At 63.3% G+C, this 26004-nt stretch carries 29 protein-coding genes and 2 tRNA genes; 14 read left to right on the top strand and 17 right to left on the bottom strand.

Annotated features, from left to right (window positions below; all coding sequences use genetic code 11):
- Nucleotides 1–15: 15 nt before the first annotated feature.
- Nucleotides 16–1800 (top strand): SLC13 family permease, encoded by a 1785-nt coding sequence (locus tag E9677_RS00150; RefSeq protein WP_328591111.1) that lies wholly within the window; start codon nt 16–18, stop codon nt 1798–1800.
- 70 nt (nt 1801–1870) lie between these two features.
- Here E9677_RS00150 and E9677_RS00145 read toward each other — a convergent pair whose 3' ends face one another.
- The 3 genes from E9677_RS00145 to E9677_RS00135 all read right to left on the bottom strand — a co-directional run bounded on the left by E9677_RS00145 (nt 1871) and on the right by E9677_RS00135 (nt 3659).
- On the bottom strand, nt 1871–2272 hold the full coding sequence (locus tag E9677_RS00145) for a DUF1398 domain-containing protein (protein ID WP_136556082.1): 402 nt from the start codon (nt 2270–2272) through the stop codon (nt 1871–1873).
- A gap of 49 nt (nt 2273–2321) precedes the next feature.
- The gene (locus E9677_RS00140; RefSeq protein WP_136556081.1) at nt 2322–2774 is read right to left on the bottom strand and encodes a MarR family winged helix-turn-helix transcriptional regulator; all 453 of its coding nucleotides are present in this window, start codon (nt 2772–2774) and stop codon (nt 2322–2324) included.
- 135 nt (nt 2775–2909) lie between these two features.
- Entirely contained in the window at nt 2910–3659 is a 750-nt protein-coding gene (locus tag E9677_RS00135; protein WP_136556080.1) for an SDR family oxidoreductase, read from the bottom strand.
- A gap of 96 nt (nt 3660–3755) precedes the next feature.
- Here E9677_RS00135 and E9677_RS00130 point away from each other — a divergent pair, with 96 nt between their 5' ends.
- Nucleotides 3756–4724: an AraC family transcriptional regulator gene (locus E9677_RS00130; protein WP_136556079.1), complete on the top strand. Its 969-nt coding sequence runs from the start codon at nt 3756–3758 to the stop codon at nt 4722–4724.
- A 19-nt stretch (nt 4725–4743) separates the two neighbouring features.
- Here the strand turns inward: E9677_RS00130 and E9677_RS00125 are convergent, their stop codons facing one another.
- A complete protein-coding gene (locus E9677_RS00125; protein ID WP_136556078.1) occupies nt 4744–5646 on the bottom strand; it encodes an AraC family transcriptional regulator in 903 nt (300 codons plus the stop codon).
- A 114-nt stretch (nt 5647–5760) separates the two neighbouring features.
- On the opposite strand from E9677_RS00125, the gene E9677_RS00120 reads away from it, so the two are divergent.
- The 3 genes from E9677_RS00120 to E9677_RS00110 all read left to right on the top strand — a co-directional run bounded on the left by E9677_RS00120 (nt 5761) and on the right by E9677_RS00110 (nt 7835).
- Nucleotides 5761–6504 (top strand): SDR family oxidoreductase, encoded by a 744-nt coding sequence (locus E9677_RS00120; RefSeq protein WP_136556077.1) that lies wholly within the window; start codon nt 5761–5763, stop codon nt 6502–6504.
- Nucleotides 6505–6615: 111 nt separating this feature from the next.
- On the top strand, nt 6616–6912 hold the full coding sequence (locus tag E9677_RS00115) for a cupin domain-containing protein (protein WP_136556076.1): 297 nt from the start codon (nt 6616–6618) through the stop codon (nt 6910–6912).
- Nucleotides 6913–6932: 20 nt separating this feature from the next.
- The gene (locus E9677_RS00110) at nt 6933–7835 is read left to right on the top strand and encodes an MBL fold metallo-hydrolase (protein ID WP_136557136.1); all 903 of its coding nucleotides are present in this window, start codon (nt 6933–6935) and stop codon (nt 7833–7835) included.
- A gap of 107 nt (nt 7836–7942) precedes the next feature.
- Here the strand turns inward: E9677_RS00110 and E9677_RS00105 are convergent, their stop codons facing one another.
- Nucleotides 7943–8875 carry a DUF1499 domain-containing protein gene (locus E9677_RS00105; RefSeq protein ID WP_136556075.1) on the bottom strand — a complete coding sequence of 311 codons (933 nt, stop codon included), beginning with the start codon at nt 8873–8875 and terminating at the stop codon, nt 7943–7945.
- Nucleotides 8876–8963: 88 nt separating this feature from the next.
- Nucleotides 8964–10016 (bottom strand): hypothetical protein, encoded by a 1053-nt coding sequence (locus E9677_RS00100; protein WP_136556074.1) that lies wholly within the window; start codon nt 10014–10016, stop codon nt 8964–8966.
- Between the two features lie 125 nt (nt 10017–10141).
- On the opposite strand from E9677_RS00100, the gene E9677_RS00095 reads away from it, so the two are divergent.
- Entirely contained in the window at nt 10142–10330 is a 189-nt protein-coding gene (locus E9677_RS00095) for a hypothetical protein (RefSeq protein ID WP_136556073.1), read from the top strand.
- A gap of 229 nt (nt 10331–10559) precedes the next feature.
- On the opposite strand, the gene E9677_RS00090 is transcribed toward E9677_RS00095, so the two are convergent.
- Nucleotides 10560–11120: a type 1 glutamine amidotransferase domain-containing protein gene (locus E9677_RS00090; RefSeq protein WP_136556072.1), complete on the bottom strand. Its 561-nt coding sequence runs from the start codon at nt 11118–11120 to the stop codon at nt 10560–10562.
- A gap of 172 nt (nt 11121–11292) precedes the next feature.
- On the opposite strand from E9677_RS00090, the gene E9677_RS00085 reads away from it, so the two are divergent.
- From E9677_RS00085 to E9677_RS00070, 4 genes are all read left to right on the top strand, one after another.
- A tRNA-Gln gene (locus E9677_RS00085) sits at nt 11293–11367 on the top strand.
- Between the two features lie 324 nt (nt 11368–11691).
- Entirely contained in the window at nt 11692–13392 is a 1701-nt protein-coding gene (locus E9677_RS00080; RefSeq protein WP_136556071.1) for an ABC transporter ATP-binding protein, read from the top strand.
- A gap of 167 nt (nt 13393–13559) precedes the next feature.
- Nucleotides 13560–14483 carry a fatty acid desaturase gene (locus tag E9677_RS00075; RefSeq protein WP_136556070.1) on the top strand — a complete coding sequence of 308 codons (924 nt, stop codon included), beginning with the start codon at nt 13560–13562 and terminating at the stop codon, nt 14481–14483.
- Nucleotides 14484–14518: 35 nt separating this feature from the next.
- Nucleotides 14519–15307, top strand: a complete 789-nt coding sequence (locus E9677_RS00070) for a phosphate/phosphite/phosphonate ABC transporter substrate-binding protein (protein ID WP_136556069.1) — start codon at nt 14519–14521, stop codon at nt 15305–15307.
- Between the two features lie 9 nt (nt 15308–15316).
- On the opposite strand, the gene E9677_RS00065 is transcribed toward E9677_RS00070, so the two are convergent.
- The 3 genes from E9677_RS00065 to E9677_RS00055 form a co-directional block, all read right to left on the bottom strand.
- On the bottom strand, nt 15317–16471 hold the full coding sequence (locus tag E9677_RS00065; protein ID WP_136556068.1) for a GGDEF domain-containing protein: 1155 nt from the start codon (nt 16469–16471) through the stop codon (nt 15317–15319).
- A 254-nt stretch (nt 16472–16725) separates the two neighbouring features.
- Complete coding sequence (locus tag E9677_RS00060; protein ID WP_136556067.1) at nt 16726–16986, bottom strand: hypothetical protein; 261 nt, start codon at nt 16984–16986, stop codon at nt 16726–16728.
- Nucleotides 16987–17439: 453 nt separating this feature from the next.
- Nucleotides 17440–17856 (bottom strand): hypothetical protein, encoded by a 417-nt coding sequence (locus E9677_RS00055; RefSeq protein WP_136556066.1) that lies wholly within the window; start codon nt 17854–17856, stop codon nt 17440–17442.
- 361 nt (nt 17857–18217) lie between these two features.
- Here E9677_RS00055 and E9677_RS00050 point away from each other — a divergent pair.
- From E9677_RS00050 to E9677_RS00045, 3 genes are all read left to right on the top strand, one after another.
- Nucleotides 18218–18294: transfer RNA gene (locus tag E9677_RS00050), tRNA-Pro, on the top strand.
- On the top strand, nt 18269–18403 hold the full coding sequence (locus tag E9677_RS25710) for a hypothetical protein (protein WP_268960294.1): 135 nt from the start codon (nt 18269–18271) through the stop codon (nt 18401–18403). The genes E9677_RS00050 and E9677_RS25710 overlap by 26 nt, the downstream gene beginning before the upstream one ends.
- A 191-nt stretch (nt 18404–18594) precedes the next feature.
- On the top strand, nt 18595–19635 hold the full coding sequence (locus E9677_RS00045) for a LacI family DNA-binding transcriptional regulator (protein WP_136556065.1): 1041 nt from the start codon (nt 18595–18597) through the stop codon (nt 19633–19635).
- 133 nt (nt 19636–19768) lie between these two features.
- Here E9677_RS00045 and E9677_RS00040 read toward each other — a convergent pair whose 3' ends face one another.
- From E9677_RS00040 to E9677_RS00025, 4 genes are all read right to left on the bottom strand, one after another.
- On the bottom strand, nt 19769–20677 hold the full coding sequence (locus tag E9677_RS00040) for a MerR family transcriptional regulator (RefSeq protein ID WP_136556064.1): 909 nt from the start codon (nt 20675–20677) through the stop codon (nt 19769–19771).
- Nucleotides 20678–20809: 132 nt separating this feature from the next.
- On the bottom strand, nt 20810–22297 hold the full coding sequence (gene cysN, locus E9677_RS00035; RefSeq protein WP_136556063.1) for a sulfate adenylyltransferase subunit CysN: 1488 nt from the start codon (nt 22295–22297) through the stop codon (nt 20810–20812).
- Between the two features lies 1 nt (nt 22298).
- Nucleotides 22299–23255, bottom strand: a complete 957-nt coding sequence (gene cysD / locus E9677_RS00030) for a sulfate adenylyltransferase subunit CysD (protein ID WP_136556062.1) — start codon at nt 23253–23255, stop codon at nt 22299–22301.
- A gap of 68 nt (nt 23256–23323) precedes the next feature.
- Nucleotides 23324–24070: a phosphoadenylyl-sulfate reductase gene (locus E9677_RS00025; protein ID WP_205910079.1), complete on the bottom strand. Its 747-nt coding sequence runs from the start codon at nt 24068–24070 to the stop codon at nt 23324–23326.
- Between the two features lie 224 nt (nt 24071–24294).
- Here E9677_RS00025 and E9677_RS00020 point away from each other — a divergent pair, with 224 nt between their 5' ends.
- Nucleotides 24295–24726 (top strand): RrF2 family transcriptional regulator, encoded by a 432-nt coding sequence (locus tag E9677_RS00020; RefSeq protein ID WP_136556061.1) that lies wholly within the window; start codon nt 24295–24297, stop codon nt 24724–24726.
- A gap of 90 nt (nt 24727–24816) precedes the next feature.
- Here E9677_RS00020 and E9677_RS00015 read toward each other — a convergent pair whose 3' ends face one another.
- From E9677_RS00015 to E9677_RS00005, 3 genes are all read right to left on the bottom strand, one after another.
- On the bottom strand, nt 24817–25065 hold the full coding sequence (locus E9677_RS00015; RefSeq protein ID WP_136556060.1) for a hypothetical protein: 249 nt from the start codon (nt 25063–25065) through the stop codon (nt 24817–24819).
- Nucleotides 25066–25180: 115 nt separating this feature from the next.
- Nucleotides 25181–25429, bottom strand: coding sequence for a hypothetical protein (locus E9677_RS00010; RefSeq protein WP_136556059.1), 249 nt, complete (start codon nt 25427–25429; stop codon nt 25181–25183).
- Nucleotides 25430–25550: 121 nt separating this feature from the next.
- Nucleotides 25551–25799 (bottom strand): hypothetical protein, encoded by a 249-nt coding sequence (locus E9677_RS00005; RefSeq protein ID WP_136556058.1) that lies wholly within the window; start codon nt 25797–25799, stop codon nt 25551–25553.
- Between the last annotated feature and the right edge of the window lie 205 nt (nt 25800–26004).

Below are 26004 nucleotides of genomic sequence, written 5' to 3'. Positions count from 1 at the left end.
GGGACGATACCAAATATGATGATGGGGTTCTTTGCGGGCTACGAGGCGCAGATCGCGCTCGGGCTGGTCGTCTTGCTCTTTGGGATGTTCATCTGGGAAAAATATCCGGCCGACGTCACGGCGTCCGCCGGTGCTGCCCTTTTCATCGTGCTCGGCTTCGTGCCGACCGACAAGGCCATGGCGGTATTTTCCAATTCCGCACCGCTGACGATCGGGGCCATGTTCGTGCTCACTGGCGCGCTGGTCCGAACCGGTGTGCTGGAAAGGGTCGCGGGGCTGGTGCTCGACCGCTCCAAGAAGCGTCCGAAGCTGGCACTTGCCGTCTTTCTGCTGACGGCACTCGTCGCCTCCGCCTTCATGAACAATACGCCCGTTGTCCTGGTTCTGATCCCGATTGTCATCCGGCTTGCCGCCGCACTCGACATCGCAGCGACCCGGCTCCTCATCCCGGTGTCCTACGCGGCTATTCTTGGCGGTACTTTGACCTTGATCGGCACGTCCACCAACCTTCTCGTCGATGGCGTCGCGCGCGACCAGGGCCTCGAGCCATTTTCCCTCTTCGAGATCACGCCCATCGGCTTGGCGGCTGCCGCCACGGGCATCCTCACAATGCTCGTGCTGGGCAGATTTCTTTTGCCTGACCGGCGCGAGGAGGGCGGGGAGCTGGACAATGGGGATGACGCCGAGTTCTTGTCCGAACTGACCGTGCTTGCAGACGGTCCTCACACCGAAAAACCCATTGGCGAGATTACCGAGTTCAAGCAGACCGGACTGCGCATTGTGGGTGTGCGCTCGGACGAAGGCGTGGTTCGCAAGGATCTCGACGCCATCGTCCTGAAAAAGGGCGACGGGCTGATCATCCTCGCCAAATCCTCGGCACTTCTGACGCTGAACGATCAGGAAGGGTTGCGCGTGGGCCAGAGGCGGGGTGCTGCAGCCAATAGCGAGGGCATCGTCGTCGAAGCGGTGGTGGCGCCCGGCCGCATGAGCCATGGTACGCGTCTTTCCAGTCTGTCGCTCGGCCGTCGGTATGGCGTACGCATAATAGGTGCCCATCGACAGGGGCATGTGCCAGGCCCAGATCTCGCCAATGTGCGACTGCGTCCTGCCGATAAACTCCTGCTCGAAGGCACGCCCGAGGCGCTCGATGAACTGGCGCAACAGAGTGAACTCGTTTCCGTCACCCGCTCGACAGCGCGTGCCTTTCGGCCCACCAAGGCACCGTTGGCGCTTCTGGCGCTCGGTCTCGTCGTGGTGCTTGCGGCCTTCAATGTGATGGAGATCGGCATCCTGGCGATGATCGCCGTCCCTGCCATCCTCATCCTACGCTGCATCGATGCGGACGAGGCCTGGGGGTCGATCGAGGGCGGAATCCTGATCCTCATCTTTGCCATGCTGGTCGTGGGCCAGGGGTTGCAAGAGACCGGCGCCGTCACACTCGTGGTCGATGCGGCCATGCCGATCATGTCGACCGTCTCGCCCTTCGTCGTCCTGATCCTTGTCTATGTCCTGGCTTCGACATTGACCGAATGCGTGACCAACAATGCCGTCGCGGTCATCCTGACGCCCATCGTCATCGGCCTCGGTCAGCAACTGGGCATCGAGCCGCGGGCATTGGTCGTCACCGTCATGTTCGGCGCGAGCGCCAGCTTCGCGACCCCCATCGGCTACCAGACCAACACCCTGGTCTACGGCGCCGGCAATTACCGCTTCAGCGATTTCGTCAAGATCGGACTGCCGATGAACATCATCGTCGGCCTGGCCTCTTGTTATGCCATCTATCTCTATTATGGCGTCTGACGCCGACGGTTCGCCCGCATTCGCCGAGCGAGCCGCGGCCCATAGCAGGCAGCCCCGGAACGTGCACGCCTCACGGCGGAAACATCTCCACATGCGTCTCCGCTGTCCGCCCGAAATAGACCACGCGCCGCCCGAGAAACGAGACGAGATATCCCGCACAACCCGCCGCCTTCGCTTGTGCGCTGAAGGCCAGATAGCTGTATTCCTCCGCGCCGGATTGCGCCCAGCGCACCAGCCGCTCGATCTCGGTTGCGTCGAAGGCAGCACCAATCGGACCGGCATGCGCGGGCATGGCCAGTTGCACGCTATCGCCGTCGGGTAGGTAATAGGTCTGCTCGTTGCGCCGGTAGTCGACGGTATAGCCCTCGAAGCCGGCAGCGATCAGCCGGCCGACAATATCAGGAAAGCTCAGGCTGCCGTCGTGTGCGGCCTTCAGGCAGGTTTCGGCAATGGAAATGCGCTCCGCGTCCATGGCGGATCTCCTTCTTGGGTCAGATTGTTGTAACGGGGGGTGCGGTTCGTCAGTCCACCGGTACGTCTCTCAGGCTGTGCCTTTCGACGAGCAGCCGGAGCAGCCGGTCCAGGGTGGCGAGGTCATTTGCGTCCAGCACGTCGAAGAACGCGGCATCGTTCTCGTCAGCGATATCAGCGAGTTTCGGCACCCGGGTCATGCCTTCTTCGGTGAGGAAGAGATAATGCGCCCGCCCGTCACTTTCATGCGACTTGCGCCCGACCAGCCCCTTGGCCATCAGCCGGTCTGCGAGTTTGGTGATCGCGCCCCGCGTCAAACCCATCCGGTCGGCGAGGCTCGATGGTGTCGTCGGCGCCTCGCCGTAGAGGGATCGCATCAGTACCCATTCCGCGACCGTCACGTCTTCTGCGGCAAGCTTGCGGGCAAAATCCTGCGACACGGCATTCGAGACCATGCGCAACCAGTAGCCCTGGTGGACGGTGAGTTCTGATGGGGGTGGCATGCCAGGCTCCATGTGGTTGACTAGGAAACTATAAGGTTATAGTTTTCTAGTCAACCGGTTTCTGCGGCCGGTTCGACTGGAGCCGATTGACGGCGGGGGAGGGCGATTGGCTCGCCCTCCCGATGTCGGCCTGGCTCAGCCCGCCAGCGCCAGCGCATCTGCACCTGCCGGAATGCGCATCGGTGCTGCCGCATCCGTTGCCGCCTGCCAGACAGCTTCGGCGACGTCGGTTGCCTGTGTCACCTCTGCCTCGCTCTCCTCGGCCCATGTATCGAAGGCTGCCTTCACGATCGGCAGATAGGGCTCCGGAAAGCCGCCTTGCTGCTGGATCCGGGCGCGTGCCGTGTCCCCGAAGCCGGTGGTCGGCGCGCGTCCGGGCAGGACGATCCGCACCCGAATATCGAAGGGCGCGAGTTCCAGCGCCGAAACCTCCGTCAGCGCATTCAGCGCCGCCTTGCTCGCCGTATAGGCCGAGAGCAGCGGCAGCGGCTTCAGCGTCACGCTGGAGGAGACGTTGACGATCACGCCCGAGCGCCGTTCCCGCATCTGCGGCAGCACCGCCTGCATCAGTGCGGTCGGCCCGAAGATGTTGGTCTCGAACAGCGCGCGCAGCGTCTCTCCATCCGTGCCTTCCACCGCATTCATCCAGCCGATCCCGGCATTGTTGACGAGCACGTCGATCGGCCCCGCCTGTTCGATGGCGGCTTTGATGGAGGCTTGATCGGTGACGTCGAGCGCCACCACCTGAAGCCGGTCGGATGCGGGCAGAAGGTCGTGCCGTGGGGTCCGCATGCCGGCGATCACCCGCCAGCCGCGGTCGAGAAAGAGGTGTGCCGTGGCAAGGCCGAAGCCTGCCGAAGCGCCCGTGATCAATATTGTTTTCATGTGCCGTCTCCTGTGTGATTGCATGTCCGGAGACTAGATTCTGGTCGTGATGTTATCTATAATGGATCGTGCAGTTTCCATTATCAGGAGTGTCGTTTGGCAGATCCCTCGAGTGATCCTCTTGGCGAGATCGTATCGCTGCTCAGGCCACGTGCCGGTTTTGCCAAGGTGGCGAGCGGGGCCGGCCACTGGCGCGTGACGCGGGAACTGGATGGCGAGCCTTTCTATTGCGTGGTGCTCGACGGGACGGCCCGGATGACCGTCGACGGCCATCCGACCGTGCAGTTGCAGGCCGGCGATTTTGTCCTCGTCCCGTCGCTCTTCCACTTCGCCATGGAGAGCATGGAAAGGGAGGTGGCGGCTATGGAGGGCCTGACGGCGCCCGATCCATCGCTGGTCACGGCTCTGCCCGGCGAGATCCGCCATGGCGATCCGGAGGGCCCGGCCAATGCGAGGCTGCTGGTCGGCCATTTCCATTTCGGCTCGCCGGATTCGCGCCTGCTCATCCAGCTCCTGCCCCGCTTCCTCCACCTACGCAAGGCGGAACGGCTGTCGGCTTTGGTCCGGCTCTTGTCCGACGAGACGCGAGCGATCCTCCCGGCGCGCGACATGATCCTCGCCCGCCTGCTCGACGTCATTCTGCTCGAAGCCCTGCGCGCAGCACCGGACGAAACCACCCTCGGCGAAGCGCCGCCGGCTGGCATCCTGCGTGGCCTGGCCGATGAACGCCTGGCGGCAAGCCTGCGCCGCCTGCACGCCGATCCCGCCCGGGACTGGACGATCGAGAGCCTCGCCCGCGAGGCGGCCCTATCGCGCTCGGCCTTTTACAAGCGTTTCCGCACGGCTCTCGGCATGCCGCCGATGGAATATCTCACCGCCTGGCGCATGGCGCTCGCCAAGACCTATCTGGATCAGGAGGATCTGGGCATGGAGGAGATCGCAGGCCGCGTCGGTTATGGCTCGGCCAGTGCCTTCTCCACCGCCTTCACCCGTTTCGTCGGCGTGCCGCCCTCGCGCTACGGTGTCGAGCAGGAGCGGGAACAGGCGGCCGCCATCGCCGTCTGACGCCCAAAGTCCGTCTGCCTCATGCCGCCGCCCTTGCAAACCGCCCCGGCGGCACGCCGACATGCCGACTGAAGGCCGTGCTGAATGTGCTCGCCGAGCCATAACCGATCTTCTCGGCCACCGCATCCAGGCTCAGATCTTGGCGCTGCAGCAGGTCCTTGGCGAGAGCCATGCGCCAGGTCATCAGATATTCCATCGGCCGCAGGCCGACGGTATCGCGAAAACGGTCGAAGAAGGCAGATCGTGACATGGCCGCCAGTCGTGCCAGCGCCTCCACCGTCCAGGAGCGATCGACCTCGGCATGCATGGACTGGAGCGCAAGCGCGATACGCGGATCGGCCAGTCCGCGCAACAGACCGGGCGGTGCCTGTTCGGCCGGCACACTGCGCAGCGCCTCGATCAGCAGGATTTCGGCATAGCGTTCCAGGATGAGATCGCGCCCGAAATCCGCGCGCCGGGCCTCGTCCCCGAGCAAGTGAACGAGCTGCGTCAGCCGGGTCGCGCCGCGCACATGGATCATGCGCGGCAGAAGCGAGACAAACAGCGAGGCATCGGGCGCATCGAAGGAAAAATAGCCGCCGAACTGCCGCATGTCAGGCTCGCCATCCGGCCGCCCATGCCGCTTCTCGCCGTCGGGTGTCAAAACCAGGGTTTTGGGATCGATCGAGACGGGCGGCGCAGGCTCGATGCTGCCCATGGTGAAGGCGGGCGTTGCCGGCAGCAGCAGAAAATCCCCTTCTTCGAGAATGACGGGCTCCTCACCATCGATCGCAAACCGGCAGCGCCCTTTCGTGATGGCGCAGAAGCCGGGCTGACCGAAGGAGGCGTATCGAACCGCCCAACGACCAGCGCCGCTAATGCCCTTGGAAAAGACGGTGCGCGGTTTGAGCAGCGCGATGACATCGGAAAGCGGATCACGCATCTGGACTATCTCGAATGAAATGCGGACTTATGGTTGATGATAGTCCAGAGTAACGCGGCTAAACCTGGGACGTCAACACCAAGCGCCTCCAACAAAACGTCCCAGGAGTTTTCCATGCCGACCATTCTCATCACCGGTTGCTCGTCGGGCTACGGCCAGCACATCGCCCAGCATTTCCTCGACCGCGGCTGGACCGTGATCGCAACGATGCGCACGCCCCGCCAGGACATCTTCGCCCCGTCCGACCGCCTGCGCATCCTGCCGCTCGACGTGACCAAGACTGACAGCATCCATGCCGCCTTCGAGGCCGCAGGCCCGATCGACGCACTGGTCAACAATGCCGGTATCGGCGTGGTCGGCGCCTTCGAGGCAACGCCGATGGAGCATATCCGTAAGGTTTTCGAGACCAATACCTTCGGCACCATGGCGATGAGCCAGGCCGCGATCCCCGGCATGCGCGAACGGGGCGCCGGCGTCATCGTCAACGTCACCTCCAGCGTCACGCTCGCACCGATGCCGCTTGCCGCTGCCTATACGGCAAGCAAGCAGGCGATCCAGGGTTTCACCCAGTCGCTCGCCCATGAACTCGCCACCTTCGGCATCCGCGCCAAACTGGTCGAGCCGGGTTATGCGCCGACGACCCGCTTTGCCGCCAATTCCGATATCAACGTCATGGATCTTCTTCCCGGCGCCTATCTCGATTTTGCCCGGCCGATCTTCGAAGCCTTCGCGTCCCCCACGATGGTGACCCGCGAAAGCGATGTTGCCGAAGCCGTCTGGCATGCGGTGACGGACGGCACGGCACAGGCGCGCTATCCGGCAGGGGCAGATGCGGTCGCGCTCGCAACGGCTGCATGATTGGCCGGGACTTGGGTCCGCAATCGGGCCTGCGGCGGTTGCCGCAGGCTCCGGGCCGGGTATAAATCGGGGAGACGTCGCATCCTGCGCCGCATCCACCGGAGACCCAAGATGCCCGGCTATTCCGCCCGTCCACCCGCCATCCCGACCGTGGTTCTCGACGACGCCGTCACGCGCATCACCCGCTGGGATTTCGAGCCGGGTGCTGCGACCGGCCATCACACCCATGGCCTCGGCTATGTCGTCGTGCCGCTCACCGATTGCCATTTCCTGATCGAGGATGCCGCGGGCGAGCGCCGCGTGACGAGCAAGGCCGGCGAGGCCTATCGCCGAGATGCCGGCGTCGAGCACAATGTCGTCAATGGCGGCGATCAGCCGATGAGCTTCATCGAGATCGAATACAAGTGAGCGAGACCGACGATCAGGCGCTGCCGCAATTCGTCACCACCTTCGATCCGCAGCACGGGGTGGCGGTACCGGTGGCCGAGGGCGTAGAGCGCCTCACTGCGCCCAATCCCAGCCCCTTCACCTTCCACGGCACCAACACCTATATCGTCGGCCAGAAATCCGTCTGCGTCATCGATCCCGGCCCTGATAACGACGCGCATTTGGATGCCCTGATGGCGGCGCTGAAGGGCAGGGAGGTCTCCCACATCGCCGTCAGCCACACGCATCGCGACCATTCCCCGCTCGCCCGCCGGCTCAAGGAACGAACCGGGGCCGTGATCGTCGCCGAGGGCCCGCACCGGCCATCACGGCCTTTGTTCGAGGGTGAGGTGAACCCCTTTGCCGAAAGTTCGGACACCGATTTCGTCCCCGATCGCGCTCTTGCCGATGGTGACACGGTCGAAGGCGACGGATGGCGGCTCACCGCCGTCCACACGCCGGGCCACACGGCCAATCACACGGCCTTCGCGCTCGATAACACCGGTATCCTCTTCTCGGCCGATCACGTCATGGCCTGGGCCACCTCGATCGTCGCCCCCCCGGATGGCGCCATGGCCGACTACATGGCCTCGCTCGACCGGCTGCTCTCGCGCGACGACCGCCTCTATCTGCCCGGCCATGGCGGCCCCGTCTCCGAGCCTCGAACCTTCGTGAGGGCGCTCCGCACCCATCGCCGCATGCGCGAAAGGGCGGTATTGGAGCGCGTCCGAAAGGGTGACCGCCTGATCGCGGACATGGTGAGCGTCATCTACGCCTCGACCGATCCGCGCCTGCATGGGGCCGCCGCCCTCTCCGTGCTCGCCCATATCGAGGACCTGGTGGAGAAGGGGCTAGTCGCGACGGATGGCTCGCCAAGACTATCGGGCGAGTACCGGCCGGGTTAAGGCTGCGGCGCCAGCGTCAATCCGATCTCCCCCCGTGGCGGAGATGCCTGGCAAGCAGAGGGGGGCAAGGTCCGGCACAAGGCTGGACGTCGTCAAACGCCAGACCCTCAGTTGCCGGCAATCCCCAGAAGCTCTGCATCCAGCGCGTGCAGGAAGCCCTCGGCGATCCGGTCGCTGATGCCGAGATCATGCGGCCCGTAGCGCGAGGCGACGCGGATATCGACCAGCGTCATTTCCGCCTCCTCGCGCAGCCGCACCACCGCATCGAAGGGCAGGCCGAACACCAGTGTACGGGTCGAAAGCTGCAGCCGCGCGGTCCCTTCGGGCTCGCCGTCGTCGAGCGGCACGGTGAGACTGGGCTCCGGCCGTGCGATGGGCAGTGGCCCGCTTTCCGGCAGGGCCTCGTCCGTCGCCGTCACTGCCCCGGCGGCCGTTGCATCCGGCTCCTCCGTCGTCGGACGAAGCTCCAGCGCCGGCAGGCCATATTCCTCGCCGCGGCTCGCCGTCACCACCAGCCTGTTCTGTGCCGCCACCTTGCGCACCGCCTCGTAGACGCGGTCGATCGCCCCCTCGTAGCGCCGCCCGATGAGACCCGGATAGGCGGAGAGTTGCACCGCATCGGCATTCTCAGGCAGGGCCGGGCGCGGCAGGAGATGCTGCTCCGCCTCCGGCAGCGAAACCCAGGCCGGCCGATCCGAAAGATCGGTCGCAACCTCGGTCAGCCGTGGCTTGGTGACATAGAGATAATAGCCATAACCCGGCAGTGCGAGCGGCAGGGCGGCATAGATCAGCGCCCAGGCGGCGGCGACGCCGCCCAGGGCCCCGATCCGCCAAAGCCGGGCGAGCCCCAGAAGCGCAAGCGGCACAGAAAGTGCTGCCGGCAGGGCGCATGCCAGCACCAGAAGAACGAAATCCGGGGTCGTGAGCGGCCCGAAGCGATGCGCCAGTACCACGACCACCAGCATGCCCAGCGAAAACAGCGCCATGCGCCGCGCGACAAAGGCGGACCGGGACACCGGACGGTCATAGCGGACAAGCATGCGGATCTACCGGAATCAGGAGGCGTTTCGTCCTCGGTTGTAACGGCTCGCGCGGAGGGCGTCGACAGGCAAAGCTGTGCGAGTGTCGCTAGGGCTCGCCGGAGCGTCCGCCACCAAGCAGCGGATTGCCACCCAGATCCGGTGCGGGGATGCCGCCGTCTGGCGGTGCGTCATCGAAGCTTTCAGGCGCTTCCATCAGCCCCTCTTCGACCGCCGGATCGAGCGGTGGCAGCGCCGGTGCGTCGAGGTTCGTTCCGCCGTCGGGCTCAGTGGGATCAGTAAGCGGCGGGGCGAGCGGCGGCGCGTCTGGGCTGAACGGCACGTAGAGTGAAACTGTGACGATGACGGCGATCACCATCAGCCAGGACCCGATGATGCGGGCGGGTATGGTGAGCCATGCTCCCCGGAAAGGCCGCAGCATCAGGCCCGGCACGGCGAGGATCCACACGGCGCCGAGTACGGCGGAAAAGGCGAATTCCTTGATGCCGATGCCGAAATCGTCGAGCCCGATAAAGAGCGAGAGCGAGAAGCCCACAATGCTTGCTGAAACCGGCGCTGCAAACCGGCGCAGGCTGGCCGGAAGCCAGAGCACGAGGCCGGACAACATCACGGCAACAGGCGCGATCAGGAAAAGCTCGTGGCCAAGCGGGCTTTGCAGGATTGCATGGAAGATGGGATCGAAGAACAGCAGCATCGGCGCGATGGAGGCGATAAAGGCGAGCAAGATCGAAACAACCTCGCTCCGGCGCTCCGCGAGACCAATGGCGATCGAGAGGCCCAGCATGGCGAGCACCAGATCGTAGATCGACAGGGTGAAGAGATAGCCGAGCTCGAAAAAGGCGAATTCGTGCGGGATCACGAGCGAGGCTGCGACGATCGATACACCGAGGATAAAGGCGAGGAAGGCCCAGCGAAATGCCGGCGTCCGAACGCCGGCCCTGAAGCGGGCGGAGGCCGCGCTGCCGTCGGGGCGTATGTCACCCACAAGCGCAGTGCCCTTGTCGGTCGACGGGCTGCTTCGCCCCGCAGACGATGCGCGATCACCATGAGCCGCAACCGCCTGCGCCTCATCGGTCACCACGCGTCCGTTCTTCGGTTTGCCCCGTCCCGATTTTTGTTTCGGATGCTTCTGCTTCTTCATGCCCGTGCCTGCCCTTGGCGCCGCGAGGCGCGTCCCCCAGAGCCTATTCCATACAGGGCTCGATTTGTCACCGCAGCCGATTTCATTCTTCAGAACAGCCGGGAGGCTCCGACACGGCTATCATCATGCTGCAGGCCGCAACGCTCCCCGAGCGCCGGACCGCAACCAGTTTCGTCTTCGACACAGTCAACCGCTTCGGCGGCTGGATCGGCGATGTGCGCGTGTATTCGAACATGATGAACACGGTCCGACCGACCCTGCCAGCCGGTGCCTTTGTCCGGCCGATCGAGCACCGCAGCAGCGCGGCGTCGTGATCGATCACCCGCCCGGATAGACGGTCCCGATGATCGCGCCGGTGAGCGCATGGCGACCCTGCGGCTCACGTTCATCCACGACGAACCGGATCTGAAACGCGATGTGCTGTGGGTCCACGGGTGAGATCGCCCCGGAGAGTTGGGCCCCTTCGATGTGTCCTGACCAAAGGAGGCCCGGCAGCGGACTGCCGGGCCTCCTTCCATGATGTCGGAATAGGCGCGAATGCCCTCAGGCCGCGCGACGCTCGTGGCGACCTTCCTCGATCTCCTCGATGATCTTCGCGACAAAGGCATCGAGATCATCTGGCTTGCGCGAGGTGATGATACCCTGGTCGGTCACGACAGCCTCGTCGCGCCAGTTGGCGCCGGCATTGATCATGTCGGTCTTGATCGAGGTGAACGAGGTTGCCTTTCGGCCCTTGACGGCGCCGGCCTCGATCAGAAGCCACGGGCCGTGACAGATCGCAGCGACGGTCTTGCCCGAATTGACGAAGGTCTTGACCAGATCGACGGCCTTCTGCTCCTTGCGAAGGAGGTCGGGATTGATCTGGCCGCCGGGAATGACCAGCGCGTCGAAGTCGTCGATCTTGACCTCTTCGAGCGTCAGATCGACATTGACGGTGTCGCCCCAGTTCTTCTCGTCCCAGCTCTTGATCGGCGCCTTTTCGAGTGACGCGATCTTGACCGTGGCGCCCTTGGCGGTGAGCTGTTCCAGCGGCACGCGCAGCTCGGAGCGCTCGTAGCCATGGGTGGCGAGAATGAGGATGCGGGCGGATGTGATGGAAGGCATGGGGATGTCCTTTCGTGTCTCGTTGCCTTGGGGATGAGAAGGAAACGGAGACGCGTCCGCATCGTTCCCCGAAAAACTTTCGAGCTCCCTGACAACAGGTGTTGCCGCCCCGCCTGCGCTTTGCTAATCAGGCGGCGATTTGCGGCGCCACTTCGTGTTCTCGCAATCCTGTTGGGGCGTCGCCAAGCGGTAAGGCACCGGTTTTTGGTACCGGCATTCCCAGGTTCGAATCCTGGCGCCCCAGCCATTGCCATGAATGGCAATTCCTGCCGGTTTAGGCCGATCAGAAAATGTTTCCGGAACATTTTGTCGCCCAGTCTTCCGAACGGTGATCGAAACGATCCAGGCCTGGCCGCGATTGTCGAGTGCGGTTTCGCCGACTATGAAGCCCGCTTCGCCGATCACATCATCGCGCTCAAAGGCGGAAAGGTTGTGCACGTCGGAAGACCTGATGCAACCGGATGCCTTGTCACGGGTCTACGGTCTTGCCATGGATGTGGTGACACGTCCCGGCCGCTCGCCGCTCGCCAGCGCCCTTTGAGGGTGCAGTGGACAATTGCAGGATTATCGCATGTTGAAACAGTTCTTTGCCTATTATCGCCCGTGGAAGGGCCTGTTCTGGCTGGATTTCTCCTGTGCCGTCGTCTCCGGCCTGCTCGAGCTCGCCTTTCCGCTTGCCGTCACCGCCTTCATCGACAGGCTGCTGCCGACGGGCAACTGGACGCTGACCCTGATCGCCGCTGCCGGCCTGCTCGCCATATATGTTGTTAATGCCGCTCTGATGGCGATCGTCATCTATTGGGGCCACAAGCTCGGCATCAACATCGAGACCTCGATGCGCGCCAAGGCCTTCGAGCACCTGACGACGCTCTCCTGGCGCTGGTATGACACCGCCCGCACCGGCAAGCTCGTCGCCCGGGTGACCCGCGACCTGGAAGAAGTCGGCGAAGTCGCCCATCACGGTCCCGAAGACCTCTTCATCGCCATCATGACCTTTGTCGGTGCCTTCTTCCTGATGCTCAACCTGCATGTCGAGCTCGCCCTCGTCACGGCGCTCATCGTGCCGGGCACGGTCGCCATCGTCTCCGTCTATGGCGGCCGCATGACGCGCACCTGGCAGGAGATCTATGGCCGCATCGGCGCTTTCAATGTGCGGCTGGAAGAGACGATCGGCGGCATCCGTGTGGTCCAGGCCTATGCCAACGAAGATCATGAGCGCAAGCTGTTCGCGAAAGACAATGCCCGCTACCGCCGGACCAAGCTCGACGCCTATCGTGTCATGGCAGCGTCTTCCTCGCTGCATTACATGGGCATGCGCGCCGTCCAGGTGGTGATCATGGTGATCGGCTCCGGCTATGTGCTGTCGGGCTCCATGTCGACCGGCAGCTTTGTCGGTTTCCTGCTTCTGGTCGGCGTCTTCTTCCGGCCGCTCGACAAGATCACCGCCGTTATCGAAACCTACCCGCGCGGCATTGCCGGCTTCCGCCGTTATCTGGATCTTCTTGCCACCGAGCCGGAGATCACCGATGGGCCCGATGCCCGTCCGGTTTCGACGCTCAGCGGCGACATACGCTTCTCGGATGTCGCTTTCGCCTTCACGCCTGGCCGCCCGGTGCTGCATGACATCTCGTTGCATGTAAACCCGGGCGAGACCGTCGCCTTTGTCGGCGAATCCGGTGCCGGCAAGTCGACGCTTCTGTCGCTCCTGCCGCGTTTCTACGAGCCGACGTCAGGCACGATCACCATCGACGGTCTGGAACTGTCCGCCATGACCGTCGAGAGCCTGCGCCGCCAGATCGGTCTCGTCTCCCAGGACGTCTTCCTCTTTGGCGGCACGCTCCGGGAAAACGTCATCTATGGCCGCCTCGGCGCGACCGATGACGAGATCCTGGAAGCCTGTCGGCGCGCCCAGCTCTCCACCATGCTGGAGAACCTGCCCGAGGGCCTCGACACGATCGTCGGCGAACGCGGCATCATGCTGTCGGGCGGCCAGAAGCAGCGCGTGGCGATTGCCCGCGCCTTCCTCAAGGATCCGCCGATCCTGCTGCTCGATGAGGCCACCTCGGCGCTCGACAGCACGACCGAGCGGGAAATCCAGTCAGCTCTGGAAGAGCTGTCGAAGGGCCGCACCACGCTGGTCGTCGCCCACCGGCTCGGCACGATCCGCAATGCCGACCGCATCGTCGTCATGCAGCAGGGCCGCATCGTCGAGGTGGGCACCCATGCCGAACTCCTGGAGCGGGCAGGGGCGTACGCGAAGCTCGCCGCCTGAGGGGCAAAGGCCGGACGCATGAGAGGTGGAGCGGTTTCCTGCCGCATCTGGCGTGAAATGGGCCTTATTCTGCTCATTTCGCGGCGAAACGTGCCGTTTTTGCTTCAGCGAATCATTTGAAATGCAGCTACTGTCATGTTCCATGGGGATAGTCACATGGGGACTGCATGGCACATCTTGCCGAAGGTGAGATCGCAATACCGCGCATAGCGCGCATCGAATGGCCGACCGTCGCATTGGCCGCTCTGATATACGGAGGCTTCCTGGGCCTCACTTTCTTCTGGCGCGACATTCCGCTTTGGATCCTCGTTCCACTTGGGGCATGGCTGACTGCCTGGCATGGCTCCCTGCAGCACGAGGTCATCCACAATCATCCGACCCGTCATGTCTGGATCAATGATGCGATTGGCGTTCCGCCGATTTCGCTCTGGTTGCCCTATCACGTCTATAAGCAGAGCCATCTCGCCCATCACCGCGACGAGCACCTGACCGATCCGATCGAGGATCCGGAATCCTATTATTTCACGGCTCAGGACTGGGACCGCTTCGGCTGGTTCGGCCGCACGCTGCGCGAGTTCAACCTGACACTCGCCGGCCGTCTGACCGTCGGCCCCGCCATCATCCTCGGCTCCTTCCTCTGGCATGAGGCGGTCAAGGTGATCCGGGGTGAGGGCGACAGCCGTCGTCTCTGGGCGGGCCATGGCCTGGGTGTGGCGATCGTGCTCTGGTGGGTACTCGCCGTCTGCGACATGCCCTTCCTGCTCTTCTTCTTCGGCTTCATCTATTGCGGCACGGCGCTGTCGCGCCTGCGCTCCTATGCCGAGCACCGTTTTGCGGATGACCATGAGGAACGCACGGCGATCGTCGAGAAGACCCCGCTTTTCGGCCTTCTCTTCCTCTACAACAACCTGCATGTCCTGCATCACCGCGTGCCGGCGCTGCCCTGGTACATGCTGCCTCGGTTCTACGAGAAACATCGCGACTTCCTCGTGCGGCTGAACGGCGGTCTGGTTTATCGAGGCTATCTCGATGTCGCCCGCCGCTACCTGTTCCGCAAGCACGACGCCCCGACCCATCCGAGGCATTCCTGACCGGGGCCGGAGAGGCAAGGCTCGCGAGCCTCGCAATGTATGTCGCCCCCGCTGTCGTGGTGGAGGCGCAGCGTGTCCTCTGGTTCTTCCTGCGGGATAACCTGCGCCAAAACGGTTTCGCCGACGTTCCGGAGGCGCTCGACGAGCACATGGCCCATCACGACGCCTGGCTTAATCCGCGCCTGTTGCTCGCCCAGACCTGCGGCTTTCCCTTCGTCAAGCGCCTGAGGGGCCGCGTGCGTCTCGTCGCCACCCCTGTCTATCAAGCCCCGGGCTGTGAAGGGGCGACCATGTGCAGCGTCATCGTCGTCCGCGAACGGCAGGCCCCATCGAGCCTCGCCGCCTGCGCCGGCCTGAAGGCCGCGATCAACGAGACGGGCAGCAATTCCGGCTACAATCTCCTGCGCGCCGCCGTAGCGCCCCATGCCGGCGGCAAACCCTTCTTCTCAGGCGTCGTCGAAACGGGTGGTCACGTCGCCAGCATGGAGGCGGTGCAGGCGGGCGCGGCCGATCTCGCGGCGATCGATTGCATCACCTATGACCTCCTGCGCCGCCACGCACCTGAGCGCCTTGCGGGGCTCTCCATCCTCGACCGAACGCCGTCCGGTCCCAATCTTCCCTTCATCACCCGACGGTCTGCCCCAGACGAGGAAGTGGCCGCCCTGCGTGAAGCGCTGAAGGCAGCGGTGACAGCACCGCAGCTCGCCGAGGCCCGAGCGATCCTCGGCCTGAAGGATGTGGTGGTGCTGGAGGAGAGCGCCTACGAGATTCTGCTCGACTACGAGCAGGCGGCGATCGACGCGGGCTATCCGGATCTGCCCTGACGAGGCCGGTCAGGCAGATGCAAGTTCGCTGAGGTTTGCGTCTGCCTCATGGCCCGCTTGGAATACGCGGTTTCGGCCGGCGGCCTTCGCTGCATAAAGCGCCCTGTCCGCCCGTGCGATGGCCGCATGCGGATCGCTCTCGCCCTCGCGGACAAGGTCGATGCTGACGGTCACGGTCCGGGTCAGGCCGAAGAAGCGCCAGTCCTTCTCGCACACTGTTTGTCGCATCCGTTCTCCCGACGCGAGCGCCTCCGGCAGTTGTCGCCTCGGCAGGAAGACGACGAATTCCTCTCCGCCGAAACGCGCGGTCACGGCATCATCGCCGCTCACCTGACGCAACATGTCGGCCACGGCTGCAATGACGGCATCGCCGACGGCATGGCCGAGCGTATCGTTGATCTGTTTGAAATGGTCTATGTCGCAGACCAATACGGCCCCATCCGACGCTCCGTCGCCGCCAAGGGCTGCCTCGAAGCCACGCCGATTGAAGAGGCTGGTCAGCGGGTCCCGTTCGGCCGCCTCGCGATGCCGCTCGAGCGCCGCCACGCCGCTCGCCACGAGCGCCGAGAACGGAAAGGTCATGCAGATGGTGATCGTCGTGACGTGAACCGCGAGGTTATAGGCTGAATCGACGAAGTCCGAGAAACTGTCGCTGCCATCGGTGTGAAAGAAGAAATAGCCGGCCCGCGCAACAGTATCGACGACAACCAGGGCTATGGAGGCGACAAGCCATTTGTCCGCGTTGCGTCTGGCCTTGGAGAAGGCAGAGACGAGCGCCATACCGATCAGGCAGGCAAAGGCGATATCGGTGAGGAAAAGCTGGTAGCGCAGGCTTTGCAGTCCGAAGACGAAATAAACGAGCAGCAGCGTGTAGGCGCCGACGAACCAGTGCCTTTCACGGTCGTAGGACCGCGCCTGGAAGTGGTCGAACACGGCGCTGCTGTAACAATAGGCAGCACCGATGAAAATCATGCCGGAAGTGAAGGCATCGAAGGTCGGCTCGATCGGGAAGGTCGACAGCGAAAATCCGAGCGCGGTCTGAGCGAAGCCGGCACCCCACTGCCAGTTGGTGACGATCCTCTGCTGCCGTAGGACAAGGAAGGTCAATGCAACCAGTCCGAACAGCACAGGTGGAATATAGACGATGATCGAACTGGACCCCATGCGAGCGGCCTGAATCACTGGTTTCAATTAAAACCGTTTTCAACTGGCATGGTTAAACTTTCTTGAATTTGCTGCAAAACTACGAAAGAAAGTGATGAAGCTCACTCAGTCCTTGGGTAGGCTTTCGGCTGTTGCTTAGTTCTGCGGTAACGCCGCTTCCTGCTATCAGGCAGGCGGTTATCGTGACACGGAATTTTCTGCCGCAACCTGGGCGGGTTCTTCGAGAGGCGGCCGGACGGCGACGTCACAAGGGCTCACAGCTTCACCTTCACGGGCCGCCAGACGATCGTCTCCGGCGTGCGGTCATAGGGGTTGTCCATGATCGTCACCTTGCAGTTTCGCGTGTCGCAATGGGTGCAGCGAAATTTCAGCGAGGAGGGGTCACGTCCGTGGCCATAGAAGGTCGCGAGGTCCTTCGCCATGAAGCGTCCCTGGTTCTGGCATTCGCGACAGGTGGCGACCACCAGCATGTTGTGGCGCAGGGCTTTTCCGAGGGTATCGATTGTCTGGGTCATGGGAATGATCTTGAACAAAACAAGAACATCGTCAAGTGAGAACATGATCACGAAACGCTGGAAGCACTGGATTTCAAGGCTTTTCACGGGTTTCGAAGCGAGCTTGCGCGGCCTTCCAGTGCCTTTGCTAGGTCACTGAAAATTAACCATAAATTCTGCGGCTTGTAAGCCAACTGTTAACCTTGATCTCTCTATAAAGAATGCGCTTCCACCAAGGTAATGCGTCGCGAAGCGCACGGTTTCTGTATTGCGTATCGGGGAGGGCGTCATCCACGGCGCTCTCCCGTTTACGCCATCGACCGCGCGTCCCAAGGGCATGAGGCCCCATGGCGAGATCATCTCCGATCCGCCGGCTGGAAGTGATCCCAATCCGATTTGAAGACATGAGAAAGCCTCCGCGCCATATCGGCGGGAGGCTTTCGATTTTGGACCTGCGCGTCCGACTGGGCCAACTCAGCTGGCCGTCAGGAACTCCGCGCAATAGCTCTTGCCGCCATTCGTGCCGGGGCGATCGACGACCGTGCGCACACCGCGGATGATGTATTCGGACGACACGGTCAACTGCACTTCGCAGCGCAGATATTCGGTGCGGGCGCGGGTCAGCATCTTGCCCCTCTTGCCGTCGAGATCCTCGTACGTTGCCGGCACGACGCGGGTGTTGAAGCCGCCGCGCCATGTGTAGAGCGTCGACGAGCCGGAAGCGGCATCCGAGACCGGCGGGCCGAACTTGGCGAAGAAGGCGCCGGCCTGCTGGCCGCTCCAGCGCGCTTCGATCTCGTTTTTCGGGACCCCGCCTGTCGTCGTGCAGCCAGCGGCCGCAAGGCAGAACACTGCGATCAGTCCTGTTGTCGTGCTTTTCAGCAAAGTCATTGTCACTGTCCCTCGAACCCCATGAAGGTCTGTGCGGCGCCATGGTCGCCATGCCGCCTGCCGCACATGGCCCACGACTGCTTTACTGCGAAACGCGCGGCCGTGAAACGGAGGCGAGCTGGTTACGCGCGCAATTTTCCGACCGGTGTCTTCTCGGCAACGGCCCCTGCGGCGCGCATCGCTCCCACACCATGCCATGCCCGCCCGGGCGGCCCTCTCTCTCGGCTGGACGCTTGCTCATATGGAAGTGATATCAAAGGGATACGCAGGACCGTCACGAAATTTTCAACTTTCTTCCGGGTTTTTTCGTTTCCCTGCTTGTACAACGAAAATCACTGGTCTATAGAAGCGCCGCTGGTCACGGAGTGTAGCGCAGCCTGGTAGCGCACCACGTTCGGGACGTGGGGGTCGGATGTTCGAATCATCTCACTCCGACCAGCTTGAAATCCCGACCAATCCCCTGTTCCGAAAAGATATTTGCTCTCTCGAGAGCGAGCCGCCGCCGCTGGCGGTGCGTAAACGCGTCGGCTTCGGCCGCGCCGAATAATAGTATCCAATGCAAACAGTGGTAGTGGATACGCATCCTTCGACTGCGCTCGTTTCTGCGATCACTGCCTGCAAGCCATTGCTGCAACAAGAAGATTAGGCTATCTTGAATTGTCGTGGGGGCAGTCGACGGTTTGCAGAAATACAACCGTGTCATCCACCGAAGATTGTGATCGGGCCGGTTCGGTGGGCATGACTCCAGGAACGAGAAAGCGTCGACAGCGCCAGGACAAGGTCACCCTGTCGGATGTGGCGCAGAGCGCCGGTGTCAGCGCGATCACCGTCTCGCGGGCGCTGCGCGATCCGGAAAAAGTTTCCCCGCATCTGCGCGATACGATCCTCAGGGTCGTCGAGGAGATGGGCTATGTGCCCGATCTCGCCGCCCGTGCGCTCGCCAGCAAGAACAGCGGCCTCGTCGGCGTCATTTCCCCCGGTCTCGCCAGTCACGTCTTCGTCGCCGTGATCAGGGGCATCGAAGACCGCGTCCGTTCCTCCGACCTTCGCATCCAGTATGCGAGTTCCGACAGCGACAGGGAGGACCAGCTCCGGCAATTGCGTTTCTTCCTTTCGCAAAATCCGGCGGGGCTGGTCCATGTCGGCCAGATGCCGGACCCTGCCATCGACGAGCTGCTCCGGCGTGCGCCCTGTCCCGTCGTGGAAATCATGGATATCAGCCGCCCACCGTCCGACATGGTGATCGGCATCGATCACCGGCTGGCGGCCGAGACGGCGACCCGTCATCTCATCGCGAAAGGCTATCGTCGCATCGCCATGCTGGGCAACGGCTCGGATTTCCGTGCCCGCCGGCGCCTGGACGGCTATCAGGCGGTGCTGGAGGAGGCGGGTCTCTTCGACCCGACGCTCGTTCTCTCCGTCGACAGCCACAGCAGCGTCGGCCTCGGCTGCCAACTGCTTGAGCGGCTCAAGAGCGAACATCCGGATGCCGATTCCGCCTTCTGTCAGAACGACGACATTGCGCTCGGTGCGCTCTTCGAATGCCAACGCCGTGGACTGTCCGTGCCGCAGGAGTTCGGCATCTGCGGTTTCAACGATCTCGAATATGCGGGTTTTGCCTTCCCGGCCATCACCTCGGTGCGCGTCCCGCGCTACGATATCGGTTATCGCGCCGCCGACATGATCATACGCGCGGCCGGTACCGGCATGCCCCCGCCGAACATGGTCGATCTCGGTTTCCAGCTCGTCGAGCGCGGCTCGACCGCACGCGAAGGGTGAAGTTACCGCTGGGCAAGTTCGCGCATCTATCGTGCCACGACGGCAAAGCCGCGTCCCGCGTCACCCGCACGGGCAGCTTCGACCCCCGGCATTGAGCGTCTGGAGATTTGTCTGGGAGGGGCGAAGACCAGTCTCAAAGAGCGATGGCAGGATCCGTCTGTGCAGCGTCGAGAGCCTGCAGAAAGGCATCGAGGTCGGGCAGGTAGCTGGCGCCTTCGACGGATGGCACCGCCTGATAGGCCGGACCGCCGATCCAGATGTCGATACCATGGGCGAGTTCGGACCGGAGATCGCGCAAGTGGCGCGCAAGGGCGGCGCGGCGGCCATTGAGTGCGCTCAGGCAGACACACCGGGCGCCTCTGCGATGGGCGGCATCCGCGATCTCGTCAGCCGGCAAGCTCGCGCCGAGGAAGAGGGCATTCCAGCCCCTGAGGCGTGCGAGCAAGGTGACGACGAGCGCGCCGATGTCGTGTTCCTCCCGCTCCGGCGTCGTGGCGACGAGGCGCAATGCGTCGCTGGCGGCCGGAGGACAGCGGTCGAAGAGCCCACCAAGGATCCGTTTGATCTTCGCCGTCGCCAGGTGTTCGGCCGCGATTGTCGCCCGCCCCGATGCCCACCGCGTTCCGACCTCGCGCATGAGCGGCAGGACGGTCATGCGAATGAAACGCTCAGGATCCTCAGTGTCTGCCCGCGCCTGCAGCAATGCATGCAGGCGATCGCTGTCCAGCTCCTGCATGGCCTTCAGGATTTCCGTCAGAGATTCCTTCGCCTTGAGCTCTTGCTCGATGCGGGTCAGAGCTTCGGTCGGGAGCTCGACGAGTGACCCGATCCGGTGGCCACCGTCGCTGCAGGACTTCAAGAGCCGCATGCGTTCGACCTGATCGGCTGTGTAGAAACGTCGCCCGGTGTCGGTGCGCTCGGCGGGAGTGAGGCCATAGCGCCGTTCCCAGGCATGCAGCAGGAGCTTGGTCAGCCCACTGGTGGAAAGCGCGTCGGAAAGACTGATCAGCGCGCCTTCATTCCTTTGCCTGATTCGCACCATGCAACCCCAACCTGATTTGTTCCTTATATTAGCGCTCAGTTTCAGGAAGGGAAGCGGGACTTGGCGTGAACGCGTCAACGAGAAAAGGCCCGCGCAAGGCGGGCCGTTCCTGGCAAGTGTCGGGATGCCGGCTCAGCCGTCGATGTCGTCCAGAAGTTCGCGCGCGGCAGCCGTGGTCACACGGCGTGTCTCCACCTCGTCGCGGCGGCTGGCGAGCAGCTCGGTCGCGAGCAGCTGTTCGGCGAGATCTGATGGGAGCGACAGGATTACGCGGCCGTCATGGGCATTCAGACCGCCGAGCTCGGTGCGTTTGGCGGAGATCATGCCGCCGGCGACCGTGTTGTTCGTATCCGGGTCGATCAGGATGAAGGCGCCGGTCCCGCGGTTCAGCTCGTAAGGGTCGAAGATCGCGGTCTCGTCGAAGGAAAGGTGCACCTTGCCGATCGCGTTCATCTGCAGCATCTCGGCCGGCTGCCACTTGCCGGACTTGAGGTCCAGCTGCTGCACCGGCTGCACCTGCACGCGCTGGCGACGCGAGCCGGCCTTCAGCCAGTAGCGCTTCCCCGGCACGATACCGTCGGGCTGAAGCGCCACGATCTGGGCGTCGAAGGCAAGGCCCGTCTGCGGCTGGGCGTCGAGCGAGACGATCATGTCGCCGCGCGCCACGTCCACTTGGCGGTCGAGCACCAGCGTGATCGCGTCGCCGCTGACGGCCGCATTGCGCACGAGGTCGAAAGTGACGATCTGCTTGACGTTCGCCACCTGGCCCGACGGCAGGATGGCGACACTGTCGCCAGGCTTCACCGCACCGCCAGCGACGGTGCCCTGATAGCCACGGAAGCTCTCGCCGGGGCGCGAGACTCGCTGGACGGGCAGACGGAAACCGGTCGACTGGCCAGAGCGCAGCGTCGCGAGTTCCAGCGTCTCGACCAGTGTCGGGCCTTCATACCACGGAATGACCGACTTGCCGGAATAGACGACGTTTTCGCCCTTCAGCGCCGACATCGGGATGGCGGTGACCTGGCGCACGCCGAGCGACAGCGCGAGCGCCTTGAAGTCGGTGCTGATCTGGTCGAACACGGCGCGGTCATAACCCACGAGGTCGAACTTGTTCACCGCCAGAACGAACTGCTTGATGCCCATCAGCGAGGCGATGGTGGCATGGCGGCGGGTCTGCTCCAGCAGCCCGGTCCGCGCGTCGACCAGCAGGATCGCGAGATCCGCCGTCGAAGCGCCGGTTGCCATGTTGCGGGTATACTGTTCGTGGCCGGGCGTGTCGGCAACGATGAAGGAGCGGCGGTCGGTGGCGAAATAGCGATAGGCGACATCGATGGTGATGCCCTGTTCGCGCTCCGCTTGCAGACCGTCGAGCAGAAGCGCGAAATCGGGCAGGCCGAGATCGTTTTGGCTGCCGGAATCACGGTGCAGGCTCGCCGCTTGGTCTTCCTTGACGGCCTTCGTATCCCAGAGCAAGCGACCGATCAGCGTCGATTTGCCGTCATCGACGGAGCCGCAGGTGATCAGACGCAGCGGGCGCGAATCGCGCGTGGCCGGTGCAGCATCGGCAAGCGGGGCTTCGAAAATCTCGGCGGCGAGGGCGGTGTTGGCTTGAGCGGTCATCTCAGAAATATCCTTCGCGCTTCTTCTTTTCCATCGAGCCTGCCTGGTCGCGGTCGATGGCGCGGCCCTGGCGTTCGGAGACGGTGGCGATTTCGAGTTCGGCGATGACAGCATCGAGCGTCGTCGCGTTGGAACGGATGCCGCCGGTCAGCGGCCAGCAGCCAAGGGTGCGGAAGCGCAGCATGCCTTCCTGGATCTCTTCGCCCGGCAGCGGTTCGAAGCGCGGATCTTCCGCCCAGAGCAGCATGCCGTCACGTTCGACATACTTTTGGCGCTTGGCATAGTAGAGCGGCGGAAGCTCGATGTTTTCAGCCTGGATGTAGCGCCAGATGTCGACTTCGGTCCAGTTCGACAGCGGGAAGGCGCGCACGCTTTCGCCGCGGCGAACCATGCCATTATAGATGTTCCAGAGTTCCGGCCGCTGGTTGCGCGGATCCCACTTATGATCGGGCGTGCGGAAGGAATAGATGCGTTCCTTGGCGCGGGAGGCTTCCTCGTCGCGGCGTGCGCCGCCGAAGGCCGCGTCATATTTGCCGGCGTCGAGTGCCTGGCGCAGCGCTTCCGTCTTCATCACGTCGGTGTGGTAAGACGAACCGTGGGTGAAGGGGCCGATGCCCTCGGCTGCACCGCGCGGATTGGTGTGCACGATCAGATCCAGATCGAACTTTTCCGCCGTCGCATCGCGAAACGCGATCATCTCGGGGAATTTCCAGCCCGTGTCGACATGCAGAAGCGGAAAGGGCACGCGGCCGGGGAAGAAGGCCTTGCGCGCTAGATGCAAGAGCACCGACGAATCCTTGCCGATCGAATAGAGCATCACCGGCTTCTCAAACTCGGCCGCCACTTCGCGGAAGATATAGATGGCTTCGTTTTCCAGCGCCTTCAGATGCGGATCGAGTGGCGGCTTGGTCACGGGATCCTTGGAATGTGGATCGAATTCGGATGTGTGTACGTGCATGGTCTTCTTTTCTTTCACTGGGCTGTCGCCCGCATATGTTCGTTCGCAGCGACCGGAGCGAATTCAGTTCAAGCCGGCGTCGGCACCAGAGACGTTGCCGCCTCCGGCACATGCAGCCCGCATTCCCGCTTCTCGTCGTTTTCCCACCACCAGCGGCCGGCGCGTTCCGGCTCGCCCGGCTTGATCGCCCGGGTGCAGGGCTCGCAGCCGATCGAGGGGTAGCCCTTCTTGTGCAGCGGGTTGGTCGGCACGCTCTCGGCCTCGACGTAAGCATTGATGTCGTCGAGCGACCAGTCGGCCAGCGGGTTCACCTTGATCAGATCGCGCTCGGCGTCGTATTCGGCAAAGGGCGTCGCGGCGCGGTTGCCGGACTGCGAGCGGCGCAAGCCCGTGATCCAGAAGCGGGCGCCGGACAGCGCCTCCGCGAGCGGAACCAGCTTGCGCACATGACAGCAGGCATGGCGGGCTTCCACACTTTCATAAAAACCGTTCAGCCCGAACTTCGCTGCATAGGCATCGATGTCGTCAGGCTTGGGATAAAAGCGCTTGATCGCGATGCCGAAGCGCTCCTCGGTCTCGGCGATCAGATCGACCGTCTCCTTGAACAGGCGCCCGGTCTCCAGCGTCGAGACGTCGATCGGAAAACGACCAAGCCCGATCGCGGCTGTTATCACCTGGTCCTCGATGCCGAGTGACGTGGTGAACACGGCGCGGCCGTCCAGCCCGGCGACGATGCGCAGGCGCTCCTGGAGGGGTACGGAGGCGAGTTGGCGGTCGAGGGAGGCGGCGAGCTCTGCGGGACTGCTGGAAGGCATCACGATATTCCTGCTGATCATGCGGGATTATCGCCGAGCTTCTGCCGAGAAGACAGGAAACGCCTTTCGCAGGAAGGGCGACCCAGAGCAAATATCTCTCTCTCAACCGGCAAATGCGGCAATTCCTGCCGGGTCCTCCCAGCCTTGTCGTTTGAATGCGAGGGGAAATTGCGCTAAGGCCCACCTGCGCCCGGGTCTCGCCCATGCGCTCCGGGATACGCCTCATGATCACGCAGAAAGCCAAATATGCGCTCCGGGCGCTGACACTCCTCGCCCGTGCAGAGCCGGGGGAGCCGATCCAGATTCCTGATATCGCCGACCGCCAAAAGATCCCGAAGAAGTTTCTCGAGCAGATCATGCTCGACCTGAAACGCGGCGGCATGGTCGAAAGCCGGCGTGGCAAACAGGGCGGATACCTTCTGCACCGGCCGGCAAGCGATATCACCTATGGCGAGGTTCTGCGCCTGATCGACGGTCCCGTCGCGCCCTTGCCTTGCCTGTCGCTGACGGCCTATCGCCGCTGCGAGGATTGCGACGGCGAGACCGATTGCGAGATCCGCCGCGTCTTTGCCCGGGTCGCCGACGAGACCCGCGCAGTGCTGCTGTCGACCAGCCTTGCGGATGCGGCAGGCGAAGTCAGCGAACCTCCCCACTGAACGGGAACGGCCGCAGGTCCTTCACGTCATCCCTACAGACACAAAAAGGCCCCGGGGCCGAAGCCCCGAGGCCCATCACGCACCCTTGAATCAGGAGGCGTTGGAGATGGTGCGGTTGACGAGAGTCACCGACTTGTCGGCGTTGACCTTGTAGACTTCGCGAACGTCGCGGCCGTCACCGTTTGCAAACGTGTGGAAGAAGGTCGAACCGGCCGGAGCCTTTTCCAGCTGAACGTTGGCGTTGTCATAGGTGATCGAGCCCGGGATCGGCTGGACGGCGGCGAAAGCGGAGGTGCCGGCAGCGAGGGCGATGAGGGCTGCAGAGATGATGGTCTTCATGGTCGTGTTTCCTTTGTGCGTTTGATGGGCGGCGGCTCGGGGCGGTGGAGAGGGCCGAGCCTGCCGCTGGAGGTCTTTGCGTCTTGGGAGGCGCTATGGTCTTGGATGCTTCGGATTACGAAGCGTTGGAGATCGTGCGGTTTACGAGGGTCACCGACTTGTCGGCATTGACCTTGTAGACTTCGCGTACGTCACGACCGTCGCCGTTGGCAAAGGTGTGGAAGAAGGTCGAACCGGCAGGAGCCTTTTCGAGCTGAACGTTTGCGTTGTCATAGGTGATCGAGCCCGGGATCGGCTGGACGGCGGCGAAAGAAGCCGAAGCGGCGGCGAGGGTGATGAGGGCTGCGGAGATGATGGTCTTCATGATCTTGTTTCCTTTGTGCGTTTGGGGTGGCGGCGGCTCGGTTGGGGGAAGGGGGAGAGGGGAGCCGAGCCGGCCGCCGAAGGGGGCGTCCTGGGACGCGTGTTGACTGGACGCTTCGGGATTACGAAGCGTTGGAGATGGTGCGGTTGACGAGGGTCACCGACTTGTCGGCGTTGACCTTGTAGACTTCGCGGACGTCACGACCGTCGCCGTTGGCAAAGGTGTGGAAGAAGGTCGAACCGGCCGGAGCCTTTTCCAGCATGACGTTGGCGTTGTCATAGGTGATCGAACCCGGGATCGGCTGGACGGCGGCAAAAGCGGAGGTGCCGGCAGCGAGGGCGATGAGGGCTGCAGAGATGATGGTCTTCATGGTCGTTTTCCTATCTTTAAGATTGAGCAGATGAATTTACATTCAGCTCATGATTGTGGTTGAAGGCGGAATTTCACTGTCTGCGGAGGGTGTCTGCGGTGGTATCGGTGGTCAGTCGTTCGCCATCGAACGGGAGACCAAGGATACGGACCGATCTGTATTCACCTTGTAGATCTCGTGGACCTCAGAGCCGTTGAGATAGAAT

Origin of the sequence: Peteryoungia rhizophila (assembly GCF_004912145.1) — a bacterium.
GTDB lineage: Bacteria > Pseudomonadota > Alphaproteobacteria > Rhizobiales > Rhizobiaceae > Allorhizobium > Allorhizobium rhizophilum.
This window is presented reverse-complemented; position numbering and strand designations above follow the sequence as displayed.